The following is a 25,208-nucleotide window of genomic DNA, read 5'->3' as shown; positions in this document are numbered from 1 at the left end:
ATTACACTTATATCAGATACTTATAAAAGTATCTGATATAAGTGTAAACCTTTTTCTATTCTATTTCAATTAGCTTTAATAATATTGTTTTAAATTTATGTGGTAAGAATTTTTATAAAAAGATCGCTGAAATTACTTTCTTCAACGCAAAAAAATACCGTAGCCTCCATTTCTGGGTGGCTCGGTATTAAGTATTAGCTTTCAGTTTTTAAATTTATGATTCATGTGTATATTAATTAATAACCCTGGAAAAAGATCCAGTGTATGTCTTTCCCTTATAAACAGCAGTTATATCACCACTTAAAATCTGATTCTTAGTCAAACCAGCTATATCTGATGGAATTAAATGAAAATCATTTGATGATACATCACTAACTTTAAAATCACCTTTTGGCAGATGAAAAGTTATTTGATATTTTACATTGTTTCCTAGAAAATTGTAGTATATACCTCCAGGTTGTGAGCCAGCTTGAATAACCTGAATTCCAAAACCTTCAGGAGTTGCAACCCCTGAATTTAAATGTACTCTAAACCAACTGTCATTATATGTTACAGTATATCCTGACTTATCTGTTGCAGTTGTAGTGTTATTGGTTGGTTTTGAGGTAGCGGTATTATTAGCATTACTGCTTGATGAACTTTTATTTGAAGCTGTAGAATTAACCGAACTGCTTTTCGTGCCATTGCTTTCTTTTGTACTACCTTGCTGTATTTGTGAAGCCTGATCTATAGCTTGTTTACTAGCTTCTACTTCTTTTATACTTTGAAGTTCTTTGTTATAAGTAACTTTTAAATTATTTGCTACTTCATTTTTCTGGTCAAACTTTAATACTGTATCAAGAAATGCAATAGCACTTTCATAATGCTTGTTATCTGCTTCTGCTTTAGCTTTAGCTATATTGTCCGTTATGTAAAGATTAGTGACTTCTTTAATTTTTTCTTGCGCTTTATCATATCTACTTTTATCTATTTGTTTTACATTTTTTAAGCTATTAATAGCTTCTATATACTTATTTTCATCTAAAAGCTTTTCAGCAGAGTTAAAAACCTCTTTTGATTGTTTTAATTCTGAAATTAATTTAACCTTTGTATCAATAAGTGAAGCATCGCGATTAGAGAATTTACTTGCTTTTAAATTTAGAAAAGCTTTCGCTGACTCATCATATTTTTCATCAGCTAATAATGTCTCTGCATTTTTTAAATTTACATCATAGGAATGATAACTGTATCCGTATACAGAAGTAGGAATAGCTAAAGCTAATAGGATCAGTGAAGCTACAATAATTTTAATCTTCTTCTTTTTCATGAAGTTCTCCCTGTTCATCATATTTAAGAATAATCTACATTTTATCTACTTAAATTTTTTAGGTTCTAATACTTTCATTGACAAAACATGTCCACAATCAGTACACATTATTACAATTATCTCAGAGCCCATTGTGAAAATTTTTCCTATAGGCATAACTCTTGCACCTACATCATTTCCTCCTAATATCCCTTTACCAATTTCCTTGCTACCACAAACAGGACATTCGTTTCTATCGCTCATATGATTCTTCCTCCAATTTTGTACGTAGTGGTAATAAAACTTTTCATTTTCATTACTATTGTATTATATATTTTTTTCTTTTTATAGTCTTGTTTTCACAGAATAGCATTATATCTTAATAAACACATTCCTCATAAACTATAAATAACTTTATTATATCAAGTTATTATATTAACTCTTCAATTAAAAAATCGTTGAAGTAACATTTAAATAATATGTTCTATATACTATAAATATAATATTTGTTTAAGGAGTATAAAAATGTATCATACCCATTTTTACTCAGGAATGACATCTATTAATGACGGCCATAGCCATGATTATAAGGGAGAAACTTCACCAGCTCCAACTGGAGTACCTCATGTGCATCATATAGCTGGATACACAGCTTATGAAGATGGGCATAGGCACTACTACATCATTGAAACAAGCCCAGCTTATCAAGTTCCTGGAGGACATATTCATTATATTTCTGGAATAACGTATATCTCTGAAGAACATTATCATTCCATTAGTGACACAACAAGTAAATATCCATACTAAAATGTTTGCCCCCCTTAAATATAACTATTATTCTAATCAACTAGACTATATCAAAACAATAATACAAAAATTTCAATTTCCTAATTACTTATAACATCTAATAATTTATATGGAAATCGAAAATTCCAGGAATGATAATGTACAACAAAACACCGCAAAATTCAAATTTGAAAAGTGCGGTGTTTTAAATCTTTAATTACTTCTATTGTTATTGCACTGAATTCCAAGATCATTCTTATAGTTATTTCTAAATATAAATTCTGAACAAATTAACCTAAGGCTTTTTCCCATTAAAAAAATACAAATATAATTCCAACTAAAATGAGAGATATTAACAAGTGTAATCTACGCAGCTATTTAAAGTGACCCATGGAGGTTTAAGTACACGCTTAATCTACCACAATCCCCATATATATTAAATCATGAAGGGTTCCATTGCACATCATTTCCCCCTTTAAAATACCTTCTTCCATGAATCCTAATGTTTTATACAAATGTATTGCATTTTTATTATCCGCTCTTACCCTTAAACTTATTTTATAAATCGTTTCATTTTTTTTTGCCCAATTTATCAAGCATTGTACAAGTTCTTTCCCAATTCCTAAGTTCCAATAATCCTTCAACACTTGTACACCAAATTCACCAACATGCTGAAACTTCTTTGAAGTACCAGCTCTAAAAGATAAATTTCCTACAATTTTATCATTTAAGGTTGCGACAAGTAAGATTGCATTATCTGCTTGAATAAACATATTTATCGTATGTTCTTGTTGTTCATCAGTAATATGAAACTCGTCAACTTCATAACCGAAATGATCAGTTTCTAAAATTATGTTTCTGTAAAATTCATTTAACTCTACTGCATCTTCAGTAAGTGCTCTTCTAATCACAAGGTTTTGATTTTCTTTTAAAGGCTCTGACAATATTACCCCTCCAATACATACCATGTACTACTGTATTACTACATGGCACTTTATATTCCTATTTGTTGCTTACAATTATATCACTTCATACCAATAATTTCCATAAACTTGATATCCTTATATCTATTTTCATATAATTTTCTAAATCATGATTGAGTTTTCAACTATCATTTATAGATAAACTACTTTTTATTGAAACTTATCAAAATAAAGATTCGTAGAATCATCGAAATCTTTATTTTGAGTCTAAGGATTGAAGTAGTTTATGTGCTTAAGCGGAATAGATATTCCTGTTCTACTATACAAATTTATTTGCTTATACTGTTAACTCTAAATTACTTAGTTTGATCTTATTTAGAGCTGATCTATCTAGGGTCCAACTTCAACTATTAAGTTATGCATGTCTATAGAATATAGGTGCATGTTTTTCGAACATGCATAACTTAAGTTTTCGTAATGGAACCCTATAGTACAAGTAGTTTAAATAGTAACTTTACAATAATTTTATTGTCTAAGTACTTTTGTCTTTCAACATAAAAAATACTGTAAGATTCATCTCTGAACCTTACAGTATCTGTTCATAATATTAATTTCCTATTTATCGCTGCACAAATTTTTTTTCAAATTAAATTTGCTTAGTCTTCGACCTTAATAAAACTCGAACTAATTACATAACCTAAAATCACTTGAAAAATTGAAAAGAAATTAATATTATCCTGCAAAAAGAATTGTATTGGGTAAGATAAAACTTGTGGGATTAAAGATGAATAGTATATAAGTACGCCTAAAGAAAGATAAAGAAATGGTATACCCAAAAAAATAAGTTTAGGCAAATTAATTTTCCAATTTCCGTCTTTTTTCCTTTCTAATATAAGCTTTTCTAATCCAAGTAATAAACCTAATAGGATAAAAATAAACATCGACCATAAAATTAATGGCATGATTTGAAACGTCATTTGCTTCTCTTTATTAAAAGATATTAATAACTTATTGCTTAGTACAATGTAGCAAAAAAATACTACTGCATACAAAAAATATGCTCCCCAATTATTCTTTTTCATTCTTAGCCCCTCTTTTATTTATAGTTATGTTCTGAATACTCAATCACTACTATATTTTTTTAGTTATTATTTAGCCTCATTATATTTCTTCTACTTTGAAGGTTACATTTTTTAAATGACGATAATAATTACCCGACTCAGTTGTAAAGCACAACACTGTATAATCAGGATCATCTATACCTAGTGGATAGTAAATTTCGCAACCATCGTTCCATAACAATTCTTTATATTTTCTATCCTCTACTATCTCGATATTACCTATTAACATTAATCCTGCGAACTTATTTTCATCTACAAAATATAAGCAAGCTTTACCATCTTCTTTTAAAAGCTTAACTCTTTTTGTTGATGTATTTGTACTGAGCCAAAATTTCTTTAAACCATCATGTTCTAGCCTCATCATAGCCTTTATATTTGGATAAGCACTTTCCCCATTAGTTCCAACCATTACAATTTTCGAGTTATCAACTAATTCTTTACTTTCAAAGATAACCTGCTCATCTATCATTACCAAATCTCCTTTTAATCCATGTATTTTTACCAAGGCTTCTTTCCATTAAGCCAACCTTTTTTTATCCAATACTCTTTATCAGTAGCATTCCAATCATTTGACTTTTGGCTCAGCTTCATTATTCTAAACATGGCCTTTGTCTTAATTCCTGGCCTTACATTGCAAACTTCTCGTGATATCTTTTCAACTAACTTTGTTACTTCACTTTCTATTTGTCTCTTTTTTTCTGGTTTTACAGTTTCCCAGCTCGAAGCGCCAACGTTATTGGCATAACAATAGGTCTTAGGTACTCCCCAATAAAATAGATTATTTTTTAGATCTTTTGTAACCTTCTTTGCACCGGCACCTGCTGCTGTTGAAATAACCAGTCCAATTTTACTAAACATTTTTTCATGTGGACGGTGAGGCATCCATCGATATCCCATATGGTCTAAGAAAGTTTTAAGTTGACCACTCATCCCAAATACATAACAAGGTGATTCTAAAATTATCAAATCTGCTTCTTCCATTATCTTTACAACAGGTTGTACCTTGTCAGCATGAGGGCATGCATCCTCACCTTTGGTAAAACAATTAAAACAACCTACGCAGAAGCCTGGTGTATGTTTTGGCATAAAAAATTCTGTTATCTCAGGGTTCTTATCAGAAAATTTGTCTAAAAAAAGTTTTGTGATGTTATACGTGCTGCCTTTGTGCATCTGCCCGTGCAAAACTACAATCTTCATAATACTATCCCCTACTTTTATTTTATTTTGTATGTATTTCTATCTTATCTAAGGGATTTATATAAAGATGAACCAGTTCGATCCGAAGTCTATTATTAAAACTCTCATGGGTTTTGGTGAGAGAATTAAAAAATATAAATTCTATTACGAAGTGGTTTATCTATAAAGTTTTTATACTATAACTAATTTTAGTTTATATTATTTTATAAACTTCTTTCAGAATACCACTGTATTATGTGGTAATTTAACAATCTTAATACCATAATGGATCTGGGACTAAATCTGCCTCAAGTTTTAACTCAAAACTTTCATTTTCACAAAAACATCTCACTAAAACACCACCTAAAATTAAAAGCTAACATAATGCTCTGATATAATATATAAGAATTATAACACACCAACCATAGGAATATTCACCATATTATTGAAATAATTATCAATTTATGTTTAAAAAGTTTAAAGTAACTAACTTAGATATATAATTAGTCATTTCATCATTCATTTGTAGTTAATTTTGCTAATCTAATATTATAATTAAGACTAACATCTATTTAAGCTTTAATTTACTCAACAATCTTCAAACCTGCATTTTTCCTATAAATTTTTATATTTATTTAATTATAAAAAGTTTTAATTATAAAAAATTATAATTACTGTCTGTGTTCGATCATATTATTTAAATTAAGTGGTTATTAAGTGATGCAGCGTATAGATAATCTAGTAATTTTTTTCACATTTCAATGCATCATTTTTATTTAAAACAATTTAGTTTTTTAGAAAGGTAGTAGAGATGAAGAAGACACAAGTTAATCAAAATTTGAGTATTGTCATAAAATCATTAGTACTTACAATTATAGCTATAATCGCTTTACAGCTAGTGCTATCATCAATGAGAAGTATTGGCTTAAATATACTTAATGATAGTTTATTAGGAAATGTACTTTTAGAAGCTACAATCTTCATTGTTCAGCTTATAATTATTAGAAAGCATAGTAAAGGTACTCTCTTTAGTTCAATAGGGCTCAATAAAGATAAAGCTATTGGTAAATCTATTTTTAAAGGAGTAACCATAGGATTTATTGGAACTTTACTAATTTACTTATGGATATTTTTAAGTAGAATTGCATTTTTTCAGGGCACCAGTTTCAAATACTATGATTCAAAAATAGTTTTATTTTTCGTAGTAAGCATGTTTATTAGAGCATTCTTTGCCTCAGTATGCGAAGAAGTGCTTTTCAGAGGAGTTTTACTTAATTATCTAGGAAGATATAAGGGAAAAATGTTCGGTCTTATAGTAAGTTCTTTAATCTTCATGGTTTTTCATTGCACTAGGTATAACAGCCTTTACCAATTGTCTTCTGTACTTCTTGGAGGTATTACTTTAGGGTATCTTTATATAAAAACCAAATCCTTATATATGTCAATTGGGCTACACTTTGCAACTGACTTTTTTATGAATCTTATAGGTCCAAAAAGTCAGCCCAGTGTTTTTACTTTCGAAATCAGTTCAAAATTTAGTATAGATTATTTAACACAATACCTTTTTATATTAGTTTCAATAACATACTCACTATTACTTCTTATTTTATTTCTTAAAGACAGAAAGCATTCTAAAAAATCTTCGAAATTACGCCATTTTTAATTTCAATAACGTGCTTAAACGCAACCCAGAATTTTAATATATCTTAGTTTATTTACTACTACTTGCTGATATATTCTTACACTCACTACCTTTATTAAATATTGGCAACATCTTTTTTCCCCACTGATTTATAATTGTTAAAGCAGGTAAAAGTTCATAGCAGGCTTCCGTTAAGGAGTATTCTACGTGTGGGGGGATTTTGTTATATTCCACTCTTTTTACCAACCCATATTCTTCTAAAGCTTGCAATGAACGAGTGAGCATAATATTTGTGATTCCAGGTATTTTTCGCTTAAGCTCATTATATCTAATACTTTTTTCAGCAGAAATCATCCATATTATAGGTAATCTCCATTTTCCCCCTATGATTTCAAGTGCTTGAATAACTGGACATTCCTCATGATCTGTAACTGATACTTCTTTAAAACAATTCTTCATAGTTATCCCTCCAGGCTTAAGGCACAAAAATGTGCGTACTTGTTATTTTGTTCCTTAGTAAATTATAATAGTAGCATATCAAATAATATATTAACAGTAAATGAATAGTTAAATAGGAGTGTTGATTAATGACTAAGTTATTCTCAGAGTTTAGTATTAAGGACGTAAAACTAAAGAATCGTATTGCTGTTCCTCCAATGGTTATTGGACTAGCAGAAGATGGATATGTAACATCAGGAAATATAGAGCGCTATAGAGAATTAGCTAAAGGTGGCGCAGGATTAATAATTCAAGAAGCTACTTGTGTCAACATAGATGGAAGACTAATGGAAAAACAACTTGGAATATGGAAAGATGAGCAAATTGAAGGACTAAAAGAAATTGTTAATGCAGTTCATGAAGAAGGAAGTAAAATATTTATCCAAATTCATCATGCAGGAGTTACTTCAATATCAGAAAACCCAATTTGTCCAAGTGCTTATGAATATAAGGGACCTTTTAGAACTGTTATTGGCCGTGAAATGACTATAGAAGATATAAAATCTATTCAAAAGGATTTTATTGAAGCTGCTGCAAGAGCTTATAAAGCTGGATACGATGGTATCGAACTTCATGGTTGTCATGGCTATTTAATAAGCCAATTCTTAAATAAAAATGTAAATAAGAGAACTGATGAATATGGCATCAATCCTGAAAAATTTGTACTAGAAATTATAAATGGAATTAGAAAGGTTACTCCACATGAATTTGTTGTTGGAATTCGTTTAGCCGGTTTCGAACCAGCTCTAGAAGATGGACTACATTACGCTAAAATTCTAGATGCTAACGGAATAGACTTCCTTGATGTTTCTTTTGGTTTTGCAAGCGAGCAGATTGTAAATATAGCTGAAGGATATAAATACGCTCATACTGTATTTGCCGCAGAAAAAATAAAAGAAGTGGTTGCAGTTCCAGTATTCGCAGTTAACAGCATTAAATCTCCTGCCATAGCTGAAGCAATATTAAATGAAACAAAGGTAGACATAATAGATATCGGTAGAGGTGTCCTTATAAACCCTAATTGGGCAAATGATGCTAAAGAAGGAAAAGATACTGGAGCTTGTTTAAGCTGTGCAAAATGCAAGTATTTTGGCCAATCTCAAGTTTGTCCTGGAAAAGTTTTATTCGATAGAAATAAAGAACAAAGCTCTTAATAGTTGAAAAAATCCACCTGTCTTCACGAATACTTGACAGGTGGATTTTAATATATAAATTTATTCTTAAGGGCTTTTTGTTATCAACTATATTGATTTCCTCTTAACCTTTAATCACCAAAGGTATGCAAAAGCTATTAACAGTCAACCATTGTCTTTCCTTCACCGCATAACCCTTCAAAGTCTTTTGTAAATGCAGCTACTGCAGCAGTCACAGAGTCTAATTTTACTAAGCCTTCAATAACATCTGGTGCAACTGTTGCTGCTCCAACTCCATATCTTGCAAGTTCTAAAACTTGTTGAGAATTTTTGAAGCTTGCTGCAAGAACTTCTGTCTTTAAGCCATTTTTCTTAAATATATCATGAATATCTTTTGCAACCTTTACTCCATCTGCACCTAAGTTATCAATTCTGTTTACATAAGGAGCAGCGTAGTGAGCACCTGCTTTACCTGCAAGGTAAGCCTGCATTTGTGTGTAGATAGCTGTTGCTGTTATATTAGCTCCTTCAACTGCAAGAGCTTTTATTGCCTTTAAGCCTTCTCTTGATACTGGTATCTTTACATAAGTGTTAGCACCTAATTCTTTTTGAATTCTATGTGCCTCTTCAATCATTCCTTCTGCATTTAAAGAAACTACTTGAACATGTAGCTCTGCCTCTGTTCCAATAAATTCTCTAATTGCCTTTAATACTTCGTAAGGATTTTTGCCTTCCTTTGCTAATATTGAAGGATTAGTTGTAACCCCTTCTAATGGATAATACTCATACATTTCCTTAATTTGATCTAAGTTTGCAAAGTCTATTATGAATTTCATATTCTTATTCCTCCGTTAAATTTATTTGATGTTACTTAAATATTTTAAGTGAATATTTTCCGAAATTAAGGTGTTTGTTCAGGAGGTACTTATTTGAGCGAGTAAGCTAGAATTAAATGATTTTCGGAAATGGAATAGCGTTAATAAACTGTATTGTTCGAACGTAGTGAGTTATACAGTTTTAGCTATGGAATTGGAGAAAATCATATTAATTCTTTACGTAGCTCATCAAAGTACCGGATGTATAAACACCTTAATTTTAAATTGCATCAAAATTTTTGTTCTGTCCTACTTATTATATCATCTTGAGTAGTTGGGTCCAAGGTTACAAATTGTGCACAATATCCGGCTACTCTTACAATGATATCTCTATATTCTTCTGGGTTTTCTTTAGCTTTCTTTAAGGTTTCAACAGAGATTATATTAAACTGTATATGCCAGCCTTTTATGGCTATAAAACTCTTTATTAACATAACGAATTTTTGGAAGCCTACTTCGTTATTTATTAAATCTGGCGAGAACTTTACATTTAATAATTGTCCACCAGTCATTAATATATTAGGAAGCTTTGATACAGTCTTTAGTACTGCAGTTGGTCCCTTAAAGTCTGTGCCTTGAACTGGAGAACATCCTTCTGCTGCTGGTGTCCATGCTTTTCTTCCATCTGGAGTTGCTCCTGTTACACATCCCATTGGAACATTTGATGAAATTCCTGAAGTTGATAATCCATAATTACCACCTATTGGTCCTTTACCAAATCTAGTATTTTTGTACTTAGTAATTTCTTTAATATAAGTATTATACACATCTACAGCTATATTATCTGTATAATCTTCATCATTACCATACTTAGCTATATTCTCTAAAAGCCTTCTGATTCTTTCTCCTTCTTCACCTTCGAAGTCGTTATCTAACACTTCAATAATCTGTTCTAGTGTAAGAAGCTTATCTTCATAAACTGCCTTTTTCAAAGCTGCAAAACTGTTAGCTGCATTTGCAAGTCCAACTTGAAGACCAGCTACTATATCATAAACAGCTCCACCCTCTTTTGCTGTTTTGCACCTCTCAATACAATCATCAATTAAAGATGAACATAGTATATCAGGGAATTCTAGAAGATTAGTATCTGCAACTTTATCTGAAACAATAGATAACTTTGTATAGTATTCAATATTTTTCTCCCATGCTTTCCATAAGTCCTCATAAGTCTTAAAATCTTTTAATGATCCATTACCAGAAAGCATAGTATGTCCAGTTCTCTTATCATGGCCATCATTTAAAGTAAGCTCAAAGGCTTTAATTAAATTTAAGAAGGTCATTCCAGTACATCTATAGCCCCATTTTCCTGGTACAGCTACTTCCACGCATCCAACCATTGTATAGTTAAAGGCATCCTTGTACTCTACACCTTTTGCAAGAAGTGCCGGAATTATTATCTCATCGTTATGAAGAGCAGGCATACCAAAACCAGTAGCAACAACTTCCGCACATTGTCTTATGAATTTTTCAGAAGTATTATTGTGAACTCTTGCTGAAAGGTTTGGCTGAGTAAGCTTTGCTTCCCCAACACTTTCAAGAATTAAAAAGCTTAAATCATTTACTGCATCAGAATAATCAGCATTTGAGCCACCTATAGTAACGTTTTGGTAGGTCGGATAGCCAGCACCATAACCTGAGTGTGAAGTTGATCTTATCTTTAATATAGAATAAAGCTTTATCCATAAACATTGTAATAATTCTTTAGCAAAATCTCTTGTAATAGTTCCATCAGCTATATCATTTTTATAGAAAGCATAAAGATACTGATCAGTTCTCCCTAAGGATGCAGAATGTCCATTACTTTCTATCTGAATAGCCAAATGAACAAACCATACCATTTGAACCGCTTCATAGAAATTTGTTGGAGGCTCAGCAGGTACTCTTTCACATACTTCAGCAATTTTTAAAAGCTCTGCCTTTCTGCTTTCATTTTCCTCTGTTAAGCTTAACTGTTTTGCAAGCTCAGCATATCTTTTTCCAAAGGCTATTACACTTTTATTTGTTATAATTATAGATTCAAGAAATGCTTTTTCTCTTAAAGCATCATTTTCACTTATATCTATTCTCTTTAGTCTTTCTTCTGCTTCTTTTATAATTCCATTAAGACCAAGCTTAATAGCTTTTTCAAAGTCTGGAACAATGTGTCCATCACCTGAAGTCATATTTCCTTCTCCATGTATAACCTTAACTTCAAAACCAGTCTTAACCTCTTCAGGTACTACTGCCATACATTTATCTTTTAAAGTCTTGCCCTTCCAGTACTTTGTTATTTCTAAAAGTTCGTCTTTATGCTTTTCTGGAAGATAGAAGTTGTCCCCATCTCTTTTATTAAAATTACCTTTTTCTAAAAGCTCCTTTTCTATCCAATCTACTGCATACTCTGGAAATACAGGAGCAGTTCTTTCTTCACAAGCCTGATTTCCTACTACAAGCTCACCAGCTTTAATATAAATGCTCATGTTTTCTAAAATCTTTTCTACTGCTTTAGCTCTCTTTATATAAACAGGCTGTGCCTCGTTTTCCTTATATGCTTCAGTTATATACCTTGCTCTTTCTATACATACACTTGGTGTTTGAGAAAGTACTGATTCTCTAAGCTTCTTAATTCTTTCACTTTGAACTACAAAATTTTTCATAAATGTTATCCCCCTATAATACATTTTATTGATGAATTTTCTACAAGCTTCTTTAAACTTTCTAAATACCCAGGTTCATGCTTTTTTATAGCAGTTAATTTATAGTCTTTTTTAAGTTTTCTATATTTATCTAATCCTAAGGTGTGATATGGAAGAATATGAATTTCCTTAATGCCGTTAGCTTTAGCTATGTTAATAGTATTTTTAATATTGTCCTCATCATCATTAAGCCCTGGAATTAAAGGTATTCTAATTATGATTTCTTTCCCCTGCTTTGATAATTTACTTAAGTTTTCTTGTATTAAAGCATTTCCAACTCCCGTAAGCTCTTTATGAATTTCGTCATTTGCATGTTTTACATCAAATAGAATAAGATCAGTGTAGTCACTTAATTCCTTAAGTTTTTCAAAGCTTCCATAACCGGTAGTTTCTATAGCAGTGTGTATACATTCATCTTTGCAAAGCTTAAACAGCTCAATTGCAAAATCAGCATTCATGAGAACTTCTCCACCAGACACTGTTACGCCTCCACCAGATTGTCTATAAAACAAAACATCCTTTGATACTTCCTTAAACACTTCTTCTACTTCCATGTTTTTCCCCACAAGTCTAAGAGAATTTGTAGGACACGCATCTGTACACTTTCCACAAGCTATACATTTATTCCTATCAATTACTATGCCTTGATCATTAGAACTTAAAGCATTATATTCACAGGCATGTATACATTTTTTACACAAAGCACAAGTTGAATTATTATAGTAAAGTTCATTTTCTCTTCTTTGAGTCTCAGGATTGCTGCACCACAAGCATTTCAGTGGACATCCTTTTAAAAACACAACAGTTCTAATTCCTGGGCCATCATGAACTGCATAATGTTCGATTTCACACACGGTTGTTTTTATCATAGTAGTAAGTCCCCCTCTCACTGATCTTTTGGTAAAAACATAGTTAACCACACTGTCTTAAAATTATTTCTCCAACTAGTTATTAATCTATTATCATTTATTATTATTTGTTATTGTTTGATTTTATTTTATATCATTACAATATAATAGTCAATAATACTTTTCTAAAGAATTTACTTTACAGTGATTATTAATCGTTTTCTTTACTAATATAACTCTATATATTTATCAATTCATTATTATTTGTTATTACTTAGCGTTACTTATTATAATATGATAAATCCATTTGTTTAAAAATATCAGTATATAAATAAAAAAATAAACCATCATAATTGACAAATCATGATGGTTTATTATAATTATTTTGCATGTATAACTTAAAAATTGATGTAAGAATGTTAAATCTCATTCTTACCTCCACTAAATTAACTAACGATCTATTCTACTTATTCCCTTGTCCATTAATCCTTCTATATCTATCCTTGAGACCAGATTGGCATCACCATGTATGCTATGTTTCAAAACTGAAGCACAGGTAGCAAATTCTGCTGTATACTCTGGTGTTTTATTATTTAATATGCAGTAAAGCATACCAGCAGTTAATGCATCTCCACCACCAACTCTATCTACTATATCATCTATAGAATACACTTTTGATGAATTAAGCATTTTATTAGTATAGTAATTGCATTGTAATGTATTAACTGACACCGACTTCATTTCTCTAACTGAAGAGAAGATATGTTTTATATTTGTATATCTCTCAGTTATTTCATCATAGTAGTACTTTAATTTTTCATATTTATCTTTGTATTCACAGTTCATTTTCAAAATATTTTCTGCATCTAATATTCCAGCAGACAATATATTTACATAAGGCAATACCTCAAAGGTTGCTTTACTAGCTTCTTCTAAACTCCAAAGCTTAGCCCTATAATTAGAATCATAGCTTACTAATATATTATTTTCCTTGCAGTGTTTTAGTATTTCCATGGTTAACTTTCTTATTTCTTCTGAAAGAGCTAAGGTTATCCCTGAAAAATGAAATACATCCACATCTTTTAATGCTGCTTTAATATCTATTTCTCCAAACTTTATATTACTAAAAGCTGAATTACTACGATCATATATAACCTTTGAGCTTCTGTTTCCACTTCCTACTTCTAAAAAATATATACCTGTTCTATCTTTTCCCTTAGAAACAAAATTCGTTTCAACTCTATGACTATTTAGATAATTTATGATAGCATCACCTATAGAATCATCTGAAACTTTAGATATATATCTTGAATCTACACCAAGTTTAGAAAGTGAAATTAGTACATTTGCTTCTCCTCCACCGTAATGAGCATTGAAGGAACTAGAATTTGTAATCATCATACCCTTATTTGTAGATAATCTCAGCATTATCTCTCCAAAACCAGCTACTCTCATAAGACTACCCTCTCACCTCATTAAACTTTTCAACATATCTACTGCAAAGCTCTGTTATTTCATCAAACTTACCGTCTTCACCAAGCTTGTTTAACTCTCCACCGATACCAACTAAATCAACACCGGCTTTCTTCCATACATCTATGTTTTCTAAATTTACTCCACCAGTTACCATGATGTTTGCATATGGAAGTGGTCCTTTTATAGCGCCTATATATGATGGTCCAAAGGCATTACCAGGGAATACCTTTACTACATCCACACCAATTTCATGAGCTTTAACTATTTCATTTATTGTCATAACTCCTGGTATATATGGTACCTTATATCTGTTGCAAAGTCTTGCTGTTTCTTCACTAAAGGATGGAGACACAATGTATTTTGCTCCTGATAAAATTGCAAGTCTAGCTGTTTCTGGATCTAAAACCGTTCCAGCACCTACTACTACTTCATCATCATTTTCATACTTATCCGATAACTCTTTTATGATATCATTAGCAAATTTATTGGTATACGTTACTTCTATAGCTTTAACGTTTCCTTTTATACAAGCTTCCGATATATTTACTCCAACTTCTTTCGTATTTCCTCGAACAACTGCAACAACTCCACACTTCTCTAATGCTTTTAATACTTTTATCTTAATCATATCTTCAACTCCAACTTATATTAAGTATTTTTACTGTATATATAGATAAACTGCTTCATATTAGAATTTATCCAAATAAAGATTCGTAGAACCATCGAAATCTTTATTTGGAGTTTAATGACTGAAGTAGTTTATCAGTTCAGCGGAATAGATAATCCAGTTCTATCTAATAAAACTAAGTGATATTTCTGCTAACTATTAATGGTAATAGGATTATCAAATATAGATTGTATTTGGAACTGGTTTATCTATAGATGAACCACTTCGTAATAGAATTTAAAAATAGATTTCTGTTCGAATTGGTACATCTTTACTTCATGTATCCACCCTTCATTGGTGAAACTGCATTATCTGAAAATACTTTTAATATTCCTGATTCATATTTTGATTTTCTAGGTATCCAGTTCTTTCTACGTTCTTCAAGTACTTTTTCAACTTCTTCTTCGCTGCATCTTGTACCTTTAATACCAACAATTTGCAAAAGTCTCTTAGGAATGCTTATTTCTATTAAATCATCCTCTTCAACTAAGGCAATAGGTCCTCCAACAGCTGCTTCTGGAGAAACATGTCCTATAGCAGGTCCTTTAGATGCACCGGAGAATCTACCATCAGTAATTAAAGCTACACTTGCAGATAACTCTTCATCTGAGGAAATAGCCTCTGTTGTATAGAACATCTCTGGCATTCCACTTCCCTTTGGCCCCTCATATCTTATGAAAACCGCATCCCCTGGACGAATCACTTTCTTTAAAATTGCATCTATAGCTTCTTCTTCACTATCAAAAGGTTTTGCCTTTAATACAGCTTCATGCATTACCTTTGGAACTGCAGAATGTTTTACTACCGCTCCTTCAGGAGCTATGTTTCCTTTTAATATTGATACTGAACCATTTGTGCTGAATGGATTATTGAATGGTCTTATGACATCTTCCTTTTTAACTCCAACCTTTTCAAGATAAGCATTGCATTTTTCGTAATAACCATTAGTTTTTAGTTCTTCTAAGTTTTCACCTAAAGTTTTACCTGTAACCGTCATTACATCTAAATGAAGCAAATGTTTTAATTCTTCCATTATTGCAGGCACTCCACCAGCATAGTAGAAGTATTGTGCTGGCCATTTTCCGGCTGGACGTATATTTAATAGATAATGTGCATTTTTATGAATTCTATCAAAGGTTTCTTCATCTATATATATTCCAAATTCATGAGCTATGGCAGGTAAGTGTAACAATGAGTTTGTTGAACCTGATATAGCTGCATGTACTAATATTGCGTTTTCAAAGGACTTAATTGTTACGATATCCTTTGGTTTAAGGTTTAGTTTTGCTAATTCAACAGCTTGTCTTCCTGCTTTTAAAGCAACCTCCTTTAAATCCTCACAGGTAGCTGGCATTAATGAACTTCCTGGAAGCATTAACCCCAAAGCTTCTGCCATAACTTGCATAGTAGCAGCAGTTCCCATGAAAGAGCAAGCTCCACAGGATGGGCATGCATGTTCCTTATAGTAAGTTAGTTTTTCTTCTGTTATCTCACCACGCTTACACATTGCACTGTAGGCACCTATTTGCTCTAAAGTCAATAAATCTGGACCAGCCTCCATTACACCGCCAGTGACAATAATAGAAGGAATATTTATTCTTCCTATTGACATAAGATGTGCAGGAACTGCTTTATCACAGCTTGATATAAAAACTCCAGCATCAAATGGAGTTGCATTTGCATGAATTTCTATTAGTGCTGTAAGTGTATCTCTAGAGGCTAAGGAATAATTTATACCGTCATGCCCTTGAGCCATACCATCACAGATATCTGTAGCAAAGTATCTAGCAGGCTTACCTCCAAGCTCAGACACACCTTGAGCAGCTTTGCTAACAAAATCAAAAAGATGTGCACTACCAGGATGACTATCACCAAAAGTACTTTCTATTATAATTTGAGGTTTTTCTAAATCTTCTGTTGTCCAACCCATTCCTCTACGAAGAGGATCCATTTCTGGAGCAATTTTTCTTATATCTTGACTAATCATACTAAGTCTCCCCTTAATATTTTTTTTGAAACCGTATAAATACATCTGATGTATTTATAGTAACACATCTAATAAATTTGTCAATATTGCATTATAAATCTTCTTCACTGCGATCAACAACCATTATTAGTCCATATTCGTCTGATGTCTTGTAAAAACACAAAATAAAAAGACATCTGACCTCACTAAAGATCATATGTCTTATCTATCATATTAATTATTCATTTTTCTGTTTTTCAATAATATTTCTGATGTTTCTACGATTATATACAAGATGTAATAGCATAGCATCATGTGCATCGTTAGAATTATGAGCTTTAATTGCATTTAAAACCTCTCTATGGGTTTCAATAGTTTCAGTTCTCAGCTTTTGATTCGTAACATCAATAGACATCATAATTGATCTATTTATGATAGGAATAAGGTTTCCTATCACTTGATTCTTACTACTTTTAGCTATTGCAGTATGGAACTCTACATCTAAATCTAAATATGGTTCATTTTTCATTATAAGCTTTTCTATTTCGTCGCATAAAAAAGACATGCGTTCTATTTCTTCATCTGTAGCTTTTACTGCTGCAATTGATGCTATAGATGGCTCTATCATAAATCTTACTTCTAGTAAATCTAAAGACAGCTTAAATTTATCTTTTACAAAAGTTAAACCAAGTGGATCATCGGCTACACCACTCTTTTGAGAAATAAAGGTTCCTGCACCTCTTCGAATCTCTAGTACATTCCTTGAAACCAAAGCTTTTATAGCTTCTCTTATTGTACTTCTCCCTACACTGAGCATATCGGCAAGCTCATACTCATTGGGTAGTTTATCTCCAATTTGCCAATCATTATTTATAATTAATTCAACAATTCTTTCGGATGTTTGTTCTCCTAAAGACTTTGATGATGTATTTGCATTATTATTCAAATCTTTACTATCTGCCATTTTTCCTCCTAGATGTTTACATTAACAACTATTTTTTTTATTAACAACCATGATTATATCATTAAATAATTACACTGTTAAAGAACTGGTTTGAGATTAAATATATCCTAAATAATAAATGTCAAAATATATGTTTTATCTATTCCTTAATTCACCTACTTTTATTATATAAAATTCAGCAGTTTTTCGTAAGATTTATTTTTATGTTATAGAGTTCCTAACTCAACTATTAATTTATACATGCCCGAAAATCCCCAGAAGCCGAGATTTTCGAACAAGTATAAATTAAGTTTCGATACAGGAACTCTCTAATAGCCATACTATAAATGAAAGAAGGTGATATCATTAAAAAAGCATCAATATGCATCTTCATATTATTAGTTTTGACAACTTTAGAACCATCAAGAGTTGTATTTTCTAAGAATTTAATTTCCCCTTTAACTTGTGAAGACAAATTGAGGACGATGGAGCCTATTGTACCAAAGACTATATATGAATATCAATTACTTGGTGACAGAGATATGAACAAATTTAAAGGAAACCTTGAGCCTATTTCATCAGTATTGAAAGATGGCATTGATATAGCTTTCGTATCAGTATATAAAGATTTAGATTTTCAACGACCTGCGTATGCTCCGCAGTGGCATAGTTCATATTGGAGATGGAGTTATATGCCAGTAAATCTAGCTAATCAGCAGCATAAACTTTTTACCTATTCCGGAGGATTATCTGTTTGGTTTGATCTACCAAATGAATTAGTTTTACCAGGAAAATTAAGTAACGCTTCACCTATAAATAAAAAAGTTTTTACTACTATTTATCCCTATGTTGTTAGACTTATTGTTTTTGATTTCAATATTATTTCTATAAAATACTATAAGAATCAAATTTGCGTAATCGGAGAACCATTGAGAAAAGGACTTACCGTAGCTGATATAGATATAAAGAACATTCCAGATTCTCAAAAATTAATACAGCTAATAACACCTGATAGATATGAATTGGATTACTCTATATTGTATTAACTTAAATTTACTCACCTTAAGTTTATAGTAATCATTTGTTATCACAAATAAAAGATAGTAGCCTTCAAATATTTGAAAGCTACTATCTTTTTCCTAATTACCTCTTCTTCGTTCTTTAATTGGATTTAATATCTGATGGAGATTGCTCGGAATCCTATTTAACACATTTATTATATCTATCTCTTTTACTAAATTTCTATTGTATACTAACCTATATAGTAATGGTTCTAAGATCTCTTCTGTTTCTGGATGCTCCTTAATCAATTTAATCACAGGTTTAACGTCCATTAAAAGTTCCTCAGCAGTTGTTTCATCAACTATGTCTGAATAAAAATATTTAAATCCATCTTCATCTATCTCAAGAACTCTAACAACTAAATGTAAGGTACTACTTAGAAACAAGCTACATCTATAGCTACCATCTAATACTTCTTTTTCATCAGGTGGCAACTGGTCTTTTATAAAAGTTTGATTTTTCGTAAAGTCATATGTATCAGCTGTACTTGTTCTAGAAAACACATAATAAATCCTACTCCAAAATAAATTACATTCCTCCTGCATAACCTCATCCAAGGGTAATTTGAAAGAGAACCAATCCAAGTTATCAATTAGCCCCCATAAACTCGAATTACCTTCATATGTACTTATTCTTGGTAAGACGTTTGATATTAACGAGCACATATACTTTATTTCAGGACTATTAAATATCTGTGGTTGTTTTTTCAAATCTAAAAGAAGTTTCTGCCCCTGTTCTTTTAAGATAGTCTGTCTCTCGGTAGAATTATAAAATATTATTAAGTTCCACTTAAAAATTAAATCTTTGATTACAGGTTTATAAATCCAGATCCTACTATCATCTGACTTACTTTTAACTTTTTCTAATATGTCTTTTTTAGTTGGTGAAAAACTTAATATTAAATCTATAAATTCCTTTTCTGTATCTTTTAATTCTTTGATATTTAACTTATAAAACTTCTTTGCTTCCTCTTCTTCATCATTCATTATAAGCGCTAAAATATATGGAAATATGGCAACACTACCATTTTCACATTGATAATCAAACATCTCTAGAGCTTCATGATACCATCTATTTTGTAGATAGGCGATAGCTAGATTTCCTTCAACCATATTGATATAATTTCCTGTTGCAAATTGATTAGCTTCTTGAAAATACTTTATTGCAGTTTCTGAGTCATGTTCATACAATGCCGCTAGCCCCATTAAATTATTTTTTTCATATTCTTTATTTTGTTTACTTGCCATTTTTCTGTATCTATTAGCTATTTCATCATAAGAACCACTTTCTTTTAACTTTTCAAGCCACGCAACCTTCTTTCTTCTTATTACAGAAGAAAGTTTCTTGTCAAGTCGATGCGCTAATAACCTTATTGCTATACCAGCAATTACTATTAATATAGCTGCAATTGAATTTTTTAAAATATAAACCACCTCATATTCCGCTTGTACAGCCACTTTGTCGAATATACTGAAAGTATTTTAGGTTAAAATGTTCACTTCTAAACATTATTTGTAGCTTTAAATACGTCATCATTATTCGTCTTTGAAACAGTATACCATGTTTACTTTTATTATTTAAATTGTATATTTCCATGTAAATCTACAGAAACTGCTCACTTCATATATATAATCTTCATAATTCGAGCTAATTAAATTAATTTGATACTAATTTAAATAAAAAGTTTGTGAAAACTATATGTTAAAATTTGTATATAAATGTTGAAACACTTTATTCCCTTTTAGCATATATTACATTACATATATAAACTAAACTTAGCAAGTAGGAGGTGAAAAGCCATGCTTGCACCATTTTTAATATGCTTAAGAGAAGGAATTGAAATCTTCTTGGTTATTATCCCTCTAGCAATCTACTTTAACAAAAACAAAATGTATGAAATGAGTAAGAGCGTATATCAAGGTGGAGCTGTTGGAGCTATTCTAGCAACTATACTTGGCTCAATAATATTTTCTCAAGCTGCCTTATTAGAAGGCTCTGCCGGAGAGTTATTTGACGGTATACTAGGTATAATATTAGCAGTATTAGTATTATACAGTGTGGTGCTTTTAAGAAAAAACAAATCATTAACTACTACTCCAGATCAACGATTTATTTCTTTAAGTAAGAAAGGCGTTTTCATTGTTGCAGCTATAACATTTTTCAGAGAATTCTTAGAATCTGTTCTATTTATTCTAACTAGTTCAACAGATTCTCCGTTATTAGTTTCTGGGTCCGCTCTTTTAGGTTTAGTGTGCGCAGCCTTAATCGTTTATGTAGTAGCTAAAGGTTTCTCTAAGCTAAATATAAATGTAGTATTTTATATACTAAATCTATTTTTAGTGGGACTTGGCGCCTACTACTTCGGTGATGGACTAAAGGTATTATTTAGCACTTATGTACCTCAGATTTTCATAATAGGTATATTGTTATATGCAATACCTAGCTACTTCTTAATGCTAAAGAATGATTTGAAAAGGTATTTAAATTCTAATAAAATCAAATAAATTTTATCCCGTATTTTTATATTTTAATTTTGGTTAAAAAGGTTAGAAATACGGGACTTTTTAATTGTACACCTTACTTGGTATATATTGATTGAATCGAAATTTCCTATATTAAGTCAATATATAAAAGCACTCTAGACTGTTGAATATTAATTATGCTTCAAGCCTTACTATTAAAACTCTATCTTCTTAGGTTGTTTTCGTGAAAAATCTGATATTGTTGCAGTTTCATGTTCCATATAAAATACTTTGAATATAGGATTATCTGCAGATTTATAACCGAGTTTTACAGGTTCATATATATTTAGAACTTTTTCTTTTGTTGCTATGTCATCACTGAACTCTATCTCTCCACTTATTCTTACAGTTACCATATCCTTTGTAGTAACAGCATACTCAATATACGGAACCTTAATTAATTGTTTATAAACTTCTTTCAAACTGTTAGTGCAAAAATAGAACCTTCCTTCTTCCTCTAAGATAAAGCCGAAAGGTCTAACTCTAGGCTTTCCGTTATCTACTGTTGCGAGAACTCCATTTGGATTTTCTTTTAATAGCTTTAATAATTCTTCCACTTTTATTACCTCGTTGATTTGATTATTTATTATAAGTATAATAATAAGGTGCAATTAAGCATCATACAAGTACGCATTTTTATATTACATAGTCATGTGTAAGTGACTATTGAAAGGATAAAATTTCTATGGATAACTCTTCGCAACTTTGTCCTGTTAATGTTACTCAAAATGTGTTAATGGGAAAATGGAAGCTATCTATTTTATGGATTCTTCATAATAAAACTCGCAGGTTTAATGAGCTTCAAAGACTAATGCCATCTATTTCACGCGGAGTTCTCACTCAACAATTAAGAGAACTTGAACATGATGGACTTGTAAATAGAGAAGTATATAGGGAGGTACCTCCAAAGGTTGAGTATTCTTTGACCGAAATTGGAGTAAGCTTTATCCCAGTAATGTCTCAAATTATGGAATGGGGTGTTGGCTATATCAAAAAAACCTCTTCCTGTGACATTGATGTATGCCTAAAAAATAATTTTCCTTGCAGCAAATGCCATGAAATGCTTAAAACAGATTAACTATACCACTCAACATATTGGTTGATTAAACTTTTTAACTTCACAACAATAAATAAATGCTTAGAACCAATCGATTCTAAGCATTTATTTGACCACGTTTAATATTATTATCTAAGCTAATATGCAGTTTTATATATATTGTAAGAATAAACACTCGAAACTAATTATTTGCGTCTATTATTTCCTTTAAAGTAATATTTTCATTTTTAAATCTAGTTCTACTCTTTTCATTTTTAAGTCTTATCGCATTCTTAGGACAGTTCTGCGTACAAGCTAAACAACTTTGACAGTTATTCATAAAGGTTGGATTTTTATCTACCTTTATGTTATTTACAGGGCATACCTTTTCACAGGTCTTGCAGCCATTACAACTGTTTTCTACAATAAAGTTCTCTTGAAAATTTTCATGAGAAAAGAACTTTTCCCCTAGTACTCTGATACCACTAGAAATAAAAGAGTGCTTCTTTAAATACCTTTTACTTCCTTTAATATCCTTTACTATTGAAATTAAATTTTCTTCTATTTTCTTCTTAGGTAATTTTTCTAACTGTTTATCCATATCAAAGCCTGGAAGAAAATTATCTACCATAACTATTTCATTAACGTAAGAAAATTCAATTCCATTTCTTTTTCCTATTTCTACAAGATGCTTTGTAGTAGCTCCTGCATACATTCCATAAGTTACTATACCAAAAATATATTTACTATTAAGCTTTACTTTATCTAAAAATTCCTCAACTAACTTCGGAACTCCAGTGTTATAACTTGGAAATACTATCCCTATCTTTTCATCTTCAAAATCAAACTTACCTTCTTTAATTAGCTTAGGGATGGAATACTGTTCTCCGCCAAAGCTCTTTGCAATATATAAGCTGTTTCCTGTTGCCGTAAAATATAATACTTTCATAATATCCCCCTCTATTCAGATGTTTCATTTGTAACATCTAGATAAATAAAGTATAATGTAAGTAAAATATGATTTCAATAGAATAAAGGCTAGACGTTACAAAAGAGAGGATAATGTTTATGGCGAATAAATATAATGATTCACAAAATCAACTTACAAAAGAAAGCATTTTTACTGCACTTATGTTCTTAATGGAGCAAAAGAATTTTAAAGATATTTCAATCACCGAGATAACCTCAAAAGCTGGTGTATCAAGGATGGCGTTTTATAGAAATTATAATTTCAAAGAGGATATAATTATTACCTACATCGATGAACTTCTGATGAATTACTCTAATGAAATATTAAATAGAGGAAAAGAAGATCTTTATGAAAATATGCGTCTGTATTTTTCTTACTTCAGAGAACATGAAAAATTAATCTCTAATCTTATCCGATCCGATTTGATTAACATGCTTCTAGAAAAGTGTATTGAGTTCCTTCATGCATTATCCAAATCTGTTAACTGCAATAAGGACTATCCAGAAGAGAAGCAGAAGTTCTGGATTGAATATATGGCAGGTGGGCTATTTAATGTGTTAATTAGATGGACGAAAGATGGAATGAAGCAAAGTGATGAGGATATGGCTAAGATTGTGACTGAGTTTATAAATGATTGAGCTTAACAATCTTAAATCTTTAAAAAACTTTCAGAGATACATACTTATGCAAAAAAGTCTGCAGAACCATCATTGCTTCTACAGACTTTTTTTACATATTATAATTTATTACTATGAATATATACATTGTTAAGTCACCGTGTTAAACATAGTATAAATCTAGGATATTTAAACTTGTCTTTCCTCATATAACCTTAAACTTTTTTTATACCCGAATTTATATAGCAGTGCTACTCCAAGCGTCGTTAGCACTAGATCATAAATTATTACACTATATCCTTTTGCCCCGTTACCGATTATCAAATTAAATAAATATATTATATTAAAATTAATTATAGTATTTAATGATAATGCTGAAAAAAACACACCTGTTAATATTACATAAAAGGTAGGTACTATATATGCTGCTAATCTACTTTCAGTAGCAGTTGCAATCCCAAAGATGAAAGTAGAGAACGCTACTGATGATAAAGATACTATTAGCAGTATTACAACAATATATAGGATCTTTGAATGATCATAAAGACTTGTAAATGCTCCACTATTTAATCTTTCGGCTGATGGAGCCTTTACTCCATGCATTATAATAAGCCACACTATCATAAACCCGTGACATACCGCAAATACAATAAAGGTTACCAAACTATTCACTGCTACTTTGACCTTGTAATATGTTTTTAGATCTATAATTTCCATAAGCTTATTTATAAAACCTTTATCTTTATCTCTGATTATAGAGGTTGAATAAATTAACGCTGTTACTACAGGTCCTATATAACCTATATATGAAAAGTAGGATATTCTTATATAATAATCTACTCCATCTAAACCTGGATAAGGAAACCTTAGTTCTTCCAAAAATGGTATAGCTAAACTTGTTAGAACTATTAGTATCGAAAGCATAGTTCTCCACGAAAATATTGCTTTTTTTAGTTCAAGTTTGAAATATGTTTTCACCGATATCCC

Annotated in this window: 25 protein-coding genes; 7 read left to right on the top strand and 18 right to left on the bottom strand. The window is 30.9% G+C overall.

Annotated elements, in window-relative coordinates; all coding sequences use genetic code 11:
* Window positions 1–232: 232 nt before the first annotated feature.
* Window positions 233–1,306, bottom strand: coding sequence for a tetratricopeptide repeat protein (locus bsdtw1_RS08225; protein ID WP_183277105.1), 1,074 nt, complete (start codon window positions 1,304–1,306; stop codon window positions 233–235).
* Window positions 1,307–1,351: 45 nt separating this feature from the next.
* Window positions 1,352–1,549 carry a transcription initiation factor TFIIIB gene (locus bsdtw1_RS08220; RefSeq protein WP_183277104.1) on the bottom strand — a complete coding sequence of 66 codons (198 nt, stop codon included), beginning with the start codon at window positions 1,547–1,549 and terminating at the stop codon, window positions 1,352–1,354.
* Window positions 1,550–1,810: 261 nt separating this feature from the next.
* Here bsdtw1_RS08220 and bsdtw1_RS08215 point away from each other — a divergent pair, with 261 nt between their 5' ends.
* Entirely contained in the window at window positions 1,811–2,092 is a 282-nt protein-coding gene (locus bsdtw1_RS08215) for a YmaF family protein (RefSeq protein ID WP_183277103.1), read from the top strand.
* A gap of 389 nt (window positions 2,093–2,481) precedes the next feature.
* Here the strand turns inward: bsdtw1_RS08215 and bsdtw1_RS08210 are convergent, their stop codons facing one another.
* From bsdtw1_RS08210 to bsdtw1_RS08195, 4 genes are all read right to left on the bottom strand, one after another.
* Window positions 2,482–3,015 (bottom strand): GNAT family N-acetyltransferase, encoded by a 534-nt coding sequence (locus bsdtw1_RS08210; RefSeq protein ID WP_183277102.1) that lies wholly within the window; start codon window positions 3,013–3,015, stop codon window positions 2,482–2,484.
* Between the two features lie 635 nt (window positions 3,016–3,650).
* The gene (locus bsdtw1_RS08205) at window positions 3,651–4,076 is read right to left on the bottom strand and encodes a hypothetical protein (RefSeq protein WP_183277101.1); all 426 of its coding nucleotides are present in this window, start codon (window positions 4,074–4,076) and stop codon (window positions 3,651–3,653) included.
* A 79-nt stretch (window positions 4,077–4,155) separates the two neighbouring features.
* Entirely contained in the window at window positions 4,156–4,584 is a 429-nt protein-coding gene (locus bsdtw1_RS08200; protein ID WP_183277100.1) for a pyridoxamine 5'-phosphate oxidase family protein, read from the bottom strand.
* 29 nt (window positions 4,585–4,613) lie between these two features.
* Complete coding sequence (locus tag bsdtw1_RS08195; protein WP_183277099.1) at window positions 4,614–5,312, bottom strand: flavodoxin family protein; 699 nt, start codon at window positions 5,310–5,312, stop codon at window positions 4,614–4,616.
* Between the two features lie 790 nt (window positions 5,313–6,102).
* Between bsdtw1_RS08195 and bsdtw1_RS08190 the strand changes: the two genes are divergently transcribed.
* Window positions 6,103–6,954: a CPBP family intramembrane glutamic endopeptidase gene (locus bsdtw1_RS08190; protein WP_183277098.1), complete on the top strand. Its 852-nt coding sequence runs from the start codon at window positions 6,103–6,105 to the stop codon at window positions 6,952–6,954.
* 48 nt (window positions 6,955–7,002) lie between these two features.
* On the opposite strand, the gene bsdtw1_RS08185 is transcribed toward bsdtw1_RS08190, so the two are convergent.
* Window positions 7,003–7,392 (bottom strand): winged helix-turn-helix transcriptional regulator, encoded by a 390-nt coding sequence (locus bsdtw1_RS08185; RefSeq protein WP_183277097.1) that lies wholly within the window; start codon window positions 7,390–7,392, stop codon window positions 7,003–7,005.
* 128 nt (window positions 7,393–7,520) lie between these two features.
* Here bsdtw1_RS08185 and bsdtw1_RS08180 point away from each other — a divergent pair, with 128 nt between their 5' ends.
* Window positions 7,521–8,585, top strand: a complete 1,065-nt coding sequence (locus bsdtw1_RS08180; protein WP_183277096.1) for an oxidoreductase — start codon at window positions 7,521–7,523, stop codon at window positions 8,583–8,585.
* Between the two features lie 137 nt (window positions 8,586–8,722).
* Here bsdtw1_RS08180 and bsdtw1_RS08175 read toward each other — a convergent pair whose 3' ends face one another.
* From bsdtw1_RS08175 to bsdtw1_RS08145, 7 genes are all read right to left on the bottom strand, one after another.
* Window positions 8,723–9,400 (bottom strand): fructose-6-phosphate aldolase, encoded by a 678-nt coding sequence (locus bsdtw1_RS08175; RefSeq protein WP_183277095.1) that lies wholly within the window; start codon window positions 9,398–9,400, stop codon window positions 8,723–8,725.
* A gap of 269 nt (window positions 9,401–9,669) precedes the next feature.
* Window positions 9,670–12,075: a glycyl radical protein gene (locus bsdtw1_RS08170; protein ID WP_183277094.1), complete on the bottom strand. Its 2,406-nt coding sequence runs from the start codon at window positions 12,073–12,075 to the stop codon at window positions 9,670–9,672.
* A gap of 5 nt (window positions 12,076–12,080) precedes the next feature.
* The gene (locus tag bsdtw1_RS08165) at window positions 12,081–12,983 is read right to left on the bottom strand and encodes a glycyl-radical enzyme activating protein (RefSeq protein WP_183277093.1); all 903 of its coding nucleotides are present in this window, start codon (window positions 12,981–12,983) and stop codon (window positions 12,081–12,083) included.
* Window positions 12,984–13,412: 429 nt separating this feature from the next.
* A complete protein-coding gene (locus tag bsdtw1_RS08160; RefSeq protein WP_183277092.1) occupies window positions 13,413–14,417 on the bottom strand; it encodes a sugar kinase in 1,005 nt (334 codons plus the stop codon).
* Between the two features lie 4 nt (window positions 14,418–14,421).
* Window positions 14,422–15,066, bottom strand: coding sequence for a bifunctional 4-hydroxy-2-oxoglutarate aldolase/2-dehydro-3-deoxy-phosphogluconate aldolase (locus bsdtw1_RS08155; protein WP_183277091.1), 645 nt, complete (start codon window positions 15,064–15,066; stop codon window positions 14,422–14,424).
* 310 nt (window positions 15,067–15,376) lie between these two features.
* Window positions 15,377–17,092: a dihydroxy-acid dehydratase gene (ilvD, locus tag bsdtw1_RS08150; RefSeq protein WP_183277090.1), complete on the bottom strand. Its 1,716-nt coding sequence runs from the start codon at window positions 17,090–17,092 to the stop codon at window positions 15,377–15,379.
* 217 nt (window positions 17,093–17,309) lie between these two features.
* Complete coding sequence (locus bsdtw1_RS08145; protein ID WP_183277089.1) at window positions 17,310–18,035, bottom strand: FadR/GntR family transcriptional regulator; 726 nt, start codon at window positions 18,033–18,035, stop codon at window positions 17,310–17,312.
* Between the two features lie 326 nt (window positions 18,036–18,361).
* Here bsdtw1_RS08145 and bsdtw1_RS08140 point away from each other — a divergent pair, with 326 nt between their 5' ends.
* Complete coding sequence (locus bsdtw1_RS08140; RefSeq protein ID WP_183277088.1) at window positions 18,362–19,060, top strand: hypothetical protein; 699 nt, start codon at window positions 18,362–18,364, stop codon at window positions 19,058–19,060.
* A 93-nt stretch (window positions 19,061–19,153) separates the two neighbouring features.
* Here bsdtw1_RS08140 and bsdtw1_RS08135 read toward each other — a convergent pair whose 3' ends face one another.
* A complete protein-coding gene (locus bsdtw1_RS08135) occupies window positions 19,154–20,509 on the bottom strand; it encodes a tetratricopeptide repeat protein (protein ID WP_183277087.1) in 1,356 nt (451 codons plus the stop codon).
* Window positions 20,510–20,875: 366 nt separating this feature from the next.
* Between bsdtw1_RS08135 and bsdtw1_RS08130 the strand changes: the two genes are divergently transcribed.
* Window positions 20,876–21,580: an FTR1 family protein gene (locus bsdtw1_RS08130; protein ID WP_183277086.1), complete on the top strand. Its 705-nt coding sequence runs from the start codon at window positions 20,876–20,878 to the stop codon at window positions 21,578–21,580.
* A gap of 173 nt (window positions 21,581–21,753) precedes the next feature.
* Here bsdtw1_RS08130 and bsdtw1_RS08125 read toward each other — a convergent pair whose 3' ends face one another.
* Window positions 21,754–22,155: a pyridoxamine 5'-phosphate oxidase family protein gene (locus bsdtw1_RS08125; RefSeq protein WP_183277085.1), complete on the bottom strand. Its 402-nt coding sequence runs from the start codon at window positions 22,153–22,155 to the stop codon at window positions 21,754–21,756.
* Window positions 22,156–22,283: 128 nt separating this feature from the next.
* On the opposite strand from bsdtw1_RS08125, the gene bsdtw1_RS08120 reads away from it, so the two are divergent.
* Window positions 22,284–22,676, top strand: coding sequence for a winged helix-turn-helix transcriptional regulator (locus bsdtw1_RS08120; RefSeq protein ID WP_183277084.1), 393 nt, complete (start codon window positions 22,284–22,286; stop codon window positions 22,674–22,676).
* Window positions 22,677–22,836: 160 nt separating this feature from the next.
* Here bsdtw1_RS08120 and bsdtw1_RS08115 read toward each other — a convergent pair whose 3' ends face one another.
* Window positions 22,837–23,583: an EFR1 family ferrodoxin gene (locus tag bsdtw1_RS08115; RefSeq protein ID WP_183277083.1), complete on the bottom strand. Its 747-nt coding sequence runs from the start codon at window positions 23,581–23,583 to the stop codon at window positions 22,837–22,839.
* 119 nt (window positions 23,584–23,702) lie between these two features.
* Between bsdtw1_RS08115 and bsdtw1_RS08110 the strand changes: the two genes are divergently transcribed.
* Window positions 23,703–24,242, top strand: coding sequence for a TetR/AcrR family transcriptional regulator (locus tag bsdtw1_RS08110; RefSeq protein WP_183277082.1), 540 nt, complete (start codon window positions 23,703–23,705; stop codon window positions 24,240–24,242).
* A 168-nt stretch (window positions 24,243–24,410) separates the two neighbouring features.
* On the opposite strand, the gene bsdtw1_RS08105 is transcribed toward bsdtw1_RS08110, so the two are convergent.
* Window positions 24,411–25,199, bottom strand: a complete 789-nt coding sequence (locus bsdtw1_RS08105; RefSeq protein ID WP_183277081.1) for a hypothetical protein — start codon at window positions 25,197–25,199, stop codon at window positions 24,411–24,413.
* Window positions 25,200–25,208 lie beyond the last annotated feature (9 nt).

The sequence above is a fragment of the Clostridium fungisolvens genome (assembly GCF_014193895.1).
Taxonomy (GTDB): Bacteria; Bacillota; Clostridia; order Clostridiales; family Clostridiaceae; genus Clostridium_AR; species Clostridium_AR fungisolvens.
This window is presented reverse-complemented; position numbering and strand designations above follow the sequence as displayed.

Coding starts and splice junctions, on each gene's coding strand:
- bsdtw1_RS08160 (WP_183277092.1), bottom strand. CDS start 14,417: ATGAGAGTAGCTGGTTTTGGAGAGATAATGCTGAGATTATCTACAAAT.
- bsdtw1_RS08170 (WP_183277094.1), bottom strand. CDS start 12,075: ATGAAAAATTTTGTAGTTCAAAGTGAAAGAATTAAGAAGCTTAGAGAA.
- bsdtw1_RS08130 (WP_183277086.1), top strand. CDS start 20,876: ATGCTTGCACCATTTTTAATATGCTTAAGAGAAGGAATTGAAATCTTC.
- bsdtw1_RS08175 (WP_183277095.1), bottom strand. CDS start 9,400: ATGAAATTCATAATAGACTTTGCAAACTTAGATCAAATTAAGGAAATG.
- bsdtw1_RS08140 (WP_183277088.1), top strand. CDS start 18,362: ATGAAAGAAGGTGATATCATTAAAAAAGCATCAATATGCATCTTCATA.
- ilvD (WP_183277090.1), bottom strand. CDS start 17,092: ATGATTAGTCAAGATATAAGAAAAATTGCTCCAGAAATGGATCCTCTT.
- bsdtw1_RS08190 (WP_183277098.1), top strand. CDS start 6,103: ATGAAGAAGACACAAGTTAATCAAAATTTGAGTATTGTCATAAAATCA.
- bsdtw1_RS08185 (WP_183277097.1), bottom strand. CDS start 7,392: ATGAAGAATTGTTTTAAAGAAGTATCAGTTACAGATCATGAGGAATGT.
- bsdtw1_RS08115 (WP_183277083.1), bottom strand. CDS start 23,583: ATGAAAGTATTATATTTTACGGCAACAGGAAACAGCTTATATATTGCA.
- bsdtw1_RS08200 (WP_183277100.1), bottom strand. CDS start 4,584: ATGATAGATGAGCAGGTTATCTTTGAAAGTAAAGAATTAGTTGATAAC.
- bsdtw1_RS08205 (WP_183277101.1), bottom strand. CDS start 4,076: ATGAAAAAGAATAATTGGGGAGCATATTTTTTGTATGCAGTAGTATTT.
- bsdtw1_RS08120 (WP_183277084.1), top strand. CDS start 22,284: ATGGATAACTCTTCGCAACTTTGTCCTGTTAATGTTACTCAAAATGTG.
- bsdtw1_RS08110 (WP_183277082.1), top strand. CDS start 23,703: ATGGCGAATAAATATAATGATTCACAAAATCAACTTACAAAAGAAAGC.
- bsdtw1_RS08195 (WP_183277099.1), bottom strand. CDS start 5,312: ATGAAGATTGTAGTTTTGCACGGGCAGATGCACAAAGGCAGCACGTAT.
- bsdtw1_RS08220 (WP_183277104.1), bottom strand. CDS start 1,549: ATGAGCGATAGAAACGAATGTCCTGTTTGTGGTAGCAAGGAAATTGGT.
- bsdtw1_RS08215 (WP_183277103.1), top strand. CDS start 1,811: ATGTATCATACCCATTTTTACTCAGGAATGACATCTATTAATGACGGC.
- bsdtw1_RS08180 (WP_183277096.1), top strand. CDS start 7,521: ATGACTAAGTTATTCTCAGAGTTTAGTATTAAGGACGTAAAACTAAAG.
- bsdtw1_RS08145 (WP_183277089.1), bottom strand. CDS start 18,035: ATGGCAGATAGTAAAGATTTGAATAATAATGCAAATACATCATCAAAG.
- bsdtw1_RS08225 (WP_183277105.1), bottom strand. CDS start 1,306: ATGAAAAAGAAGAAGATTAAAATTATTGTAGCTTCACTGATCCTATTA.
- bsdtw1_RS08155 (WP_183277091.1), bottom strand. CDS start 15,066: ATGATTAAGATAAAAGTATTAAAAGCATTAGAGAAGTGTGGAGTTGTT.
- bsdtw1_RS08165 (WP_183277093.1), bottom strand. CDS start 12,983: ATGATAAAAACAACCGTGTGTGAAATCGAACATTATGCAGTTCATGAT.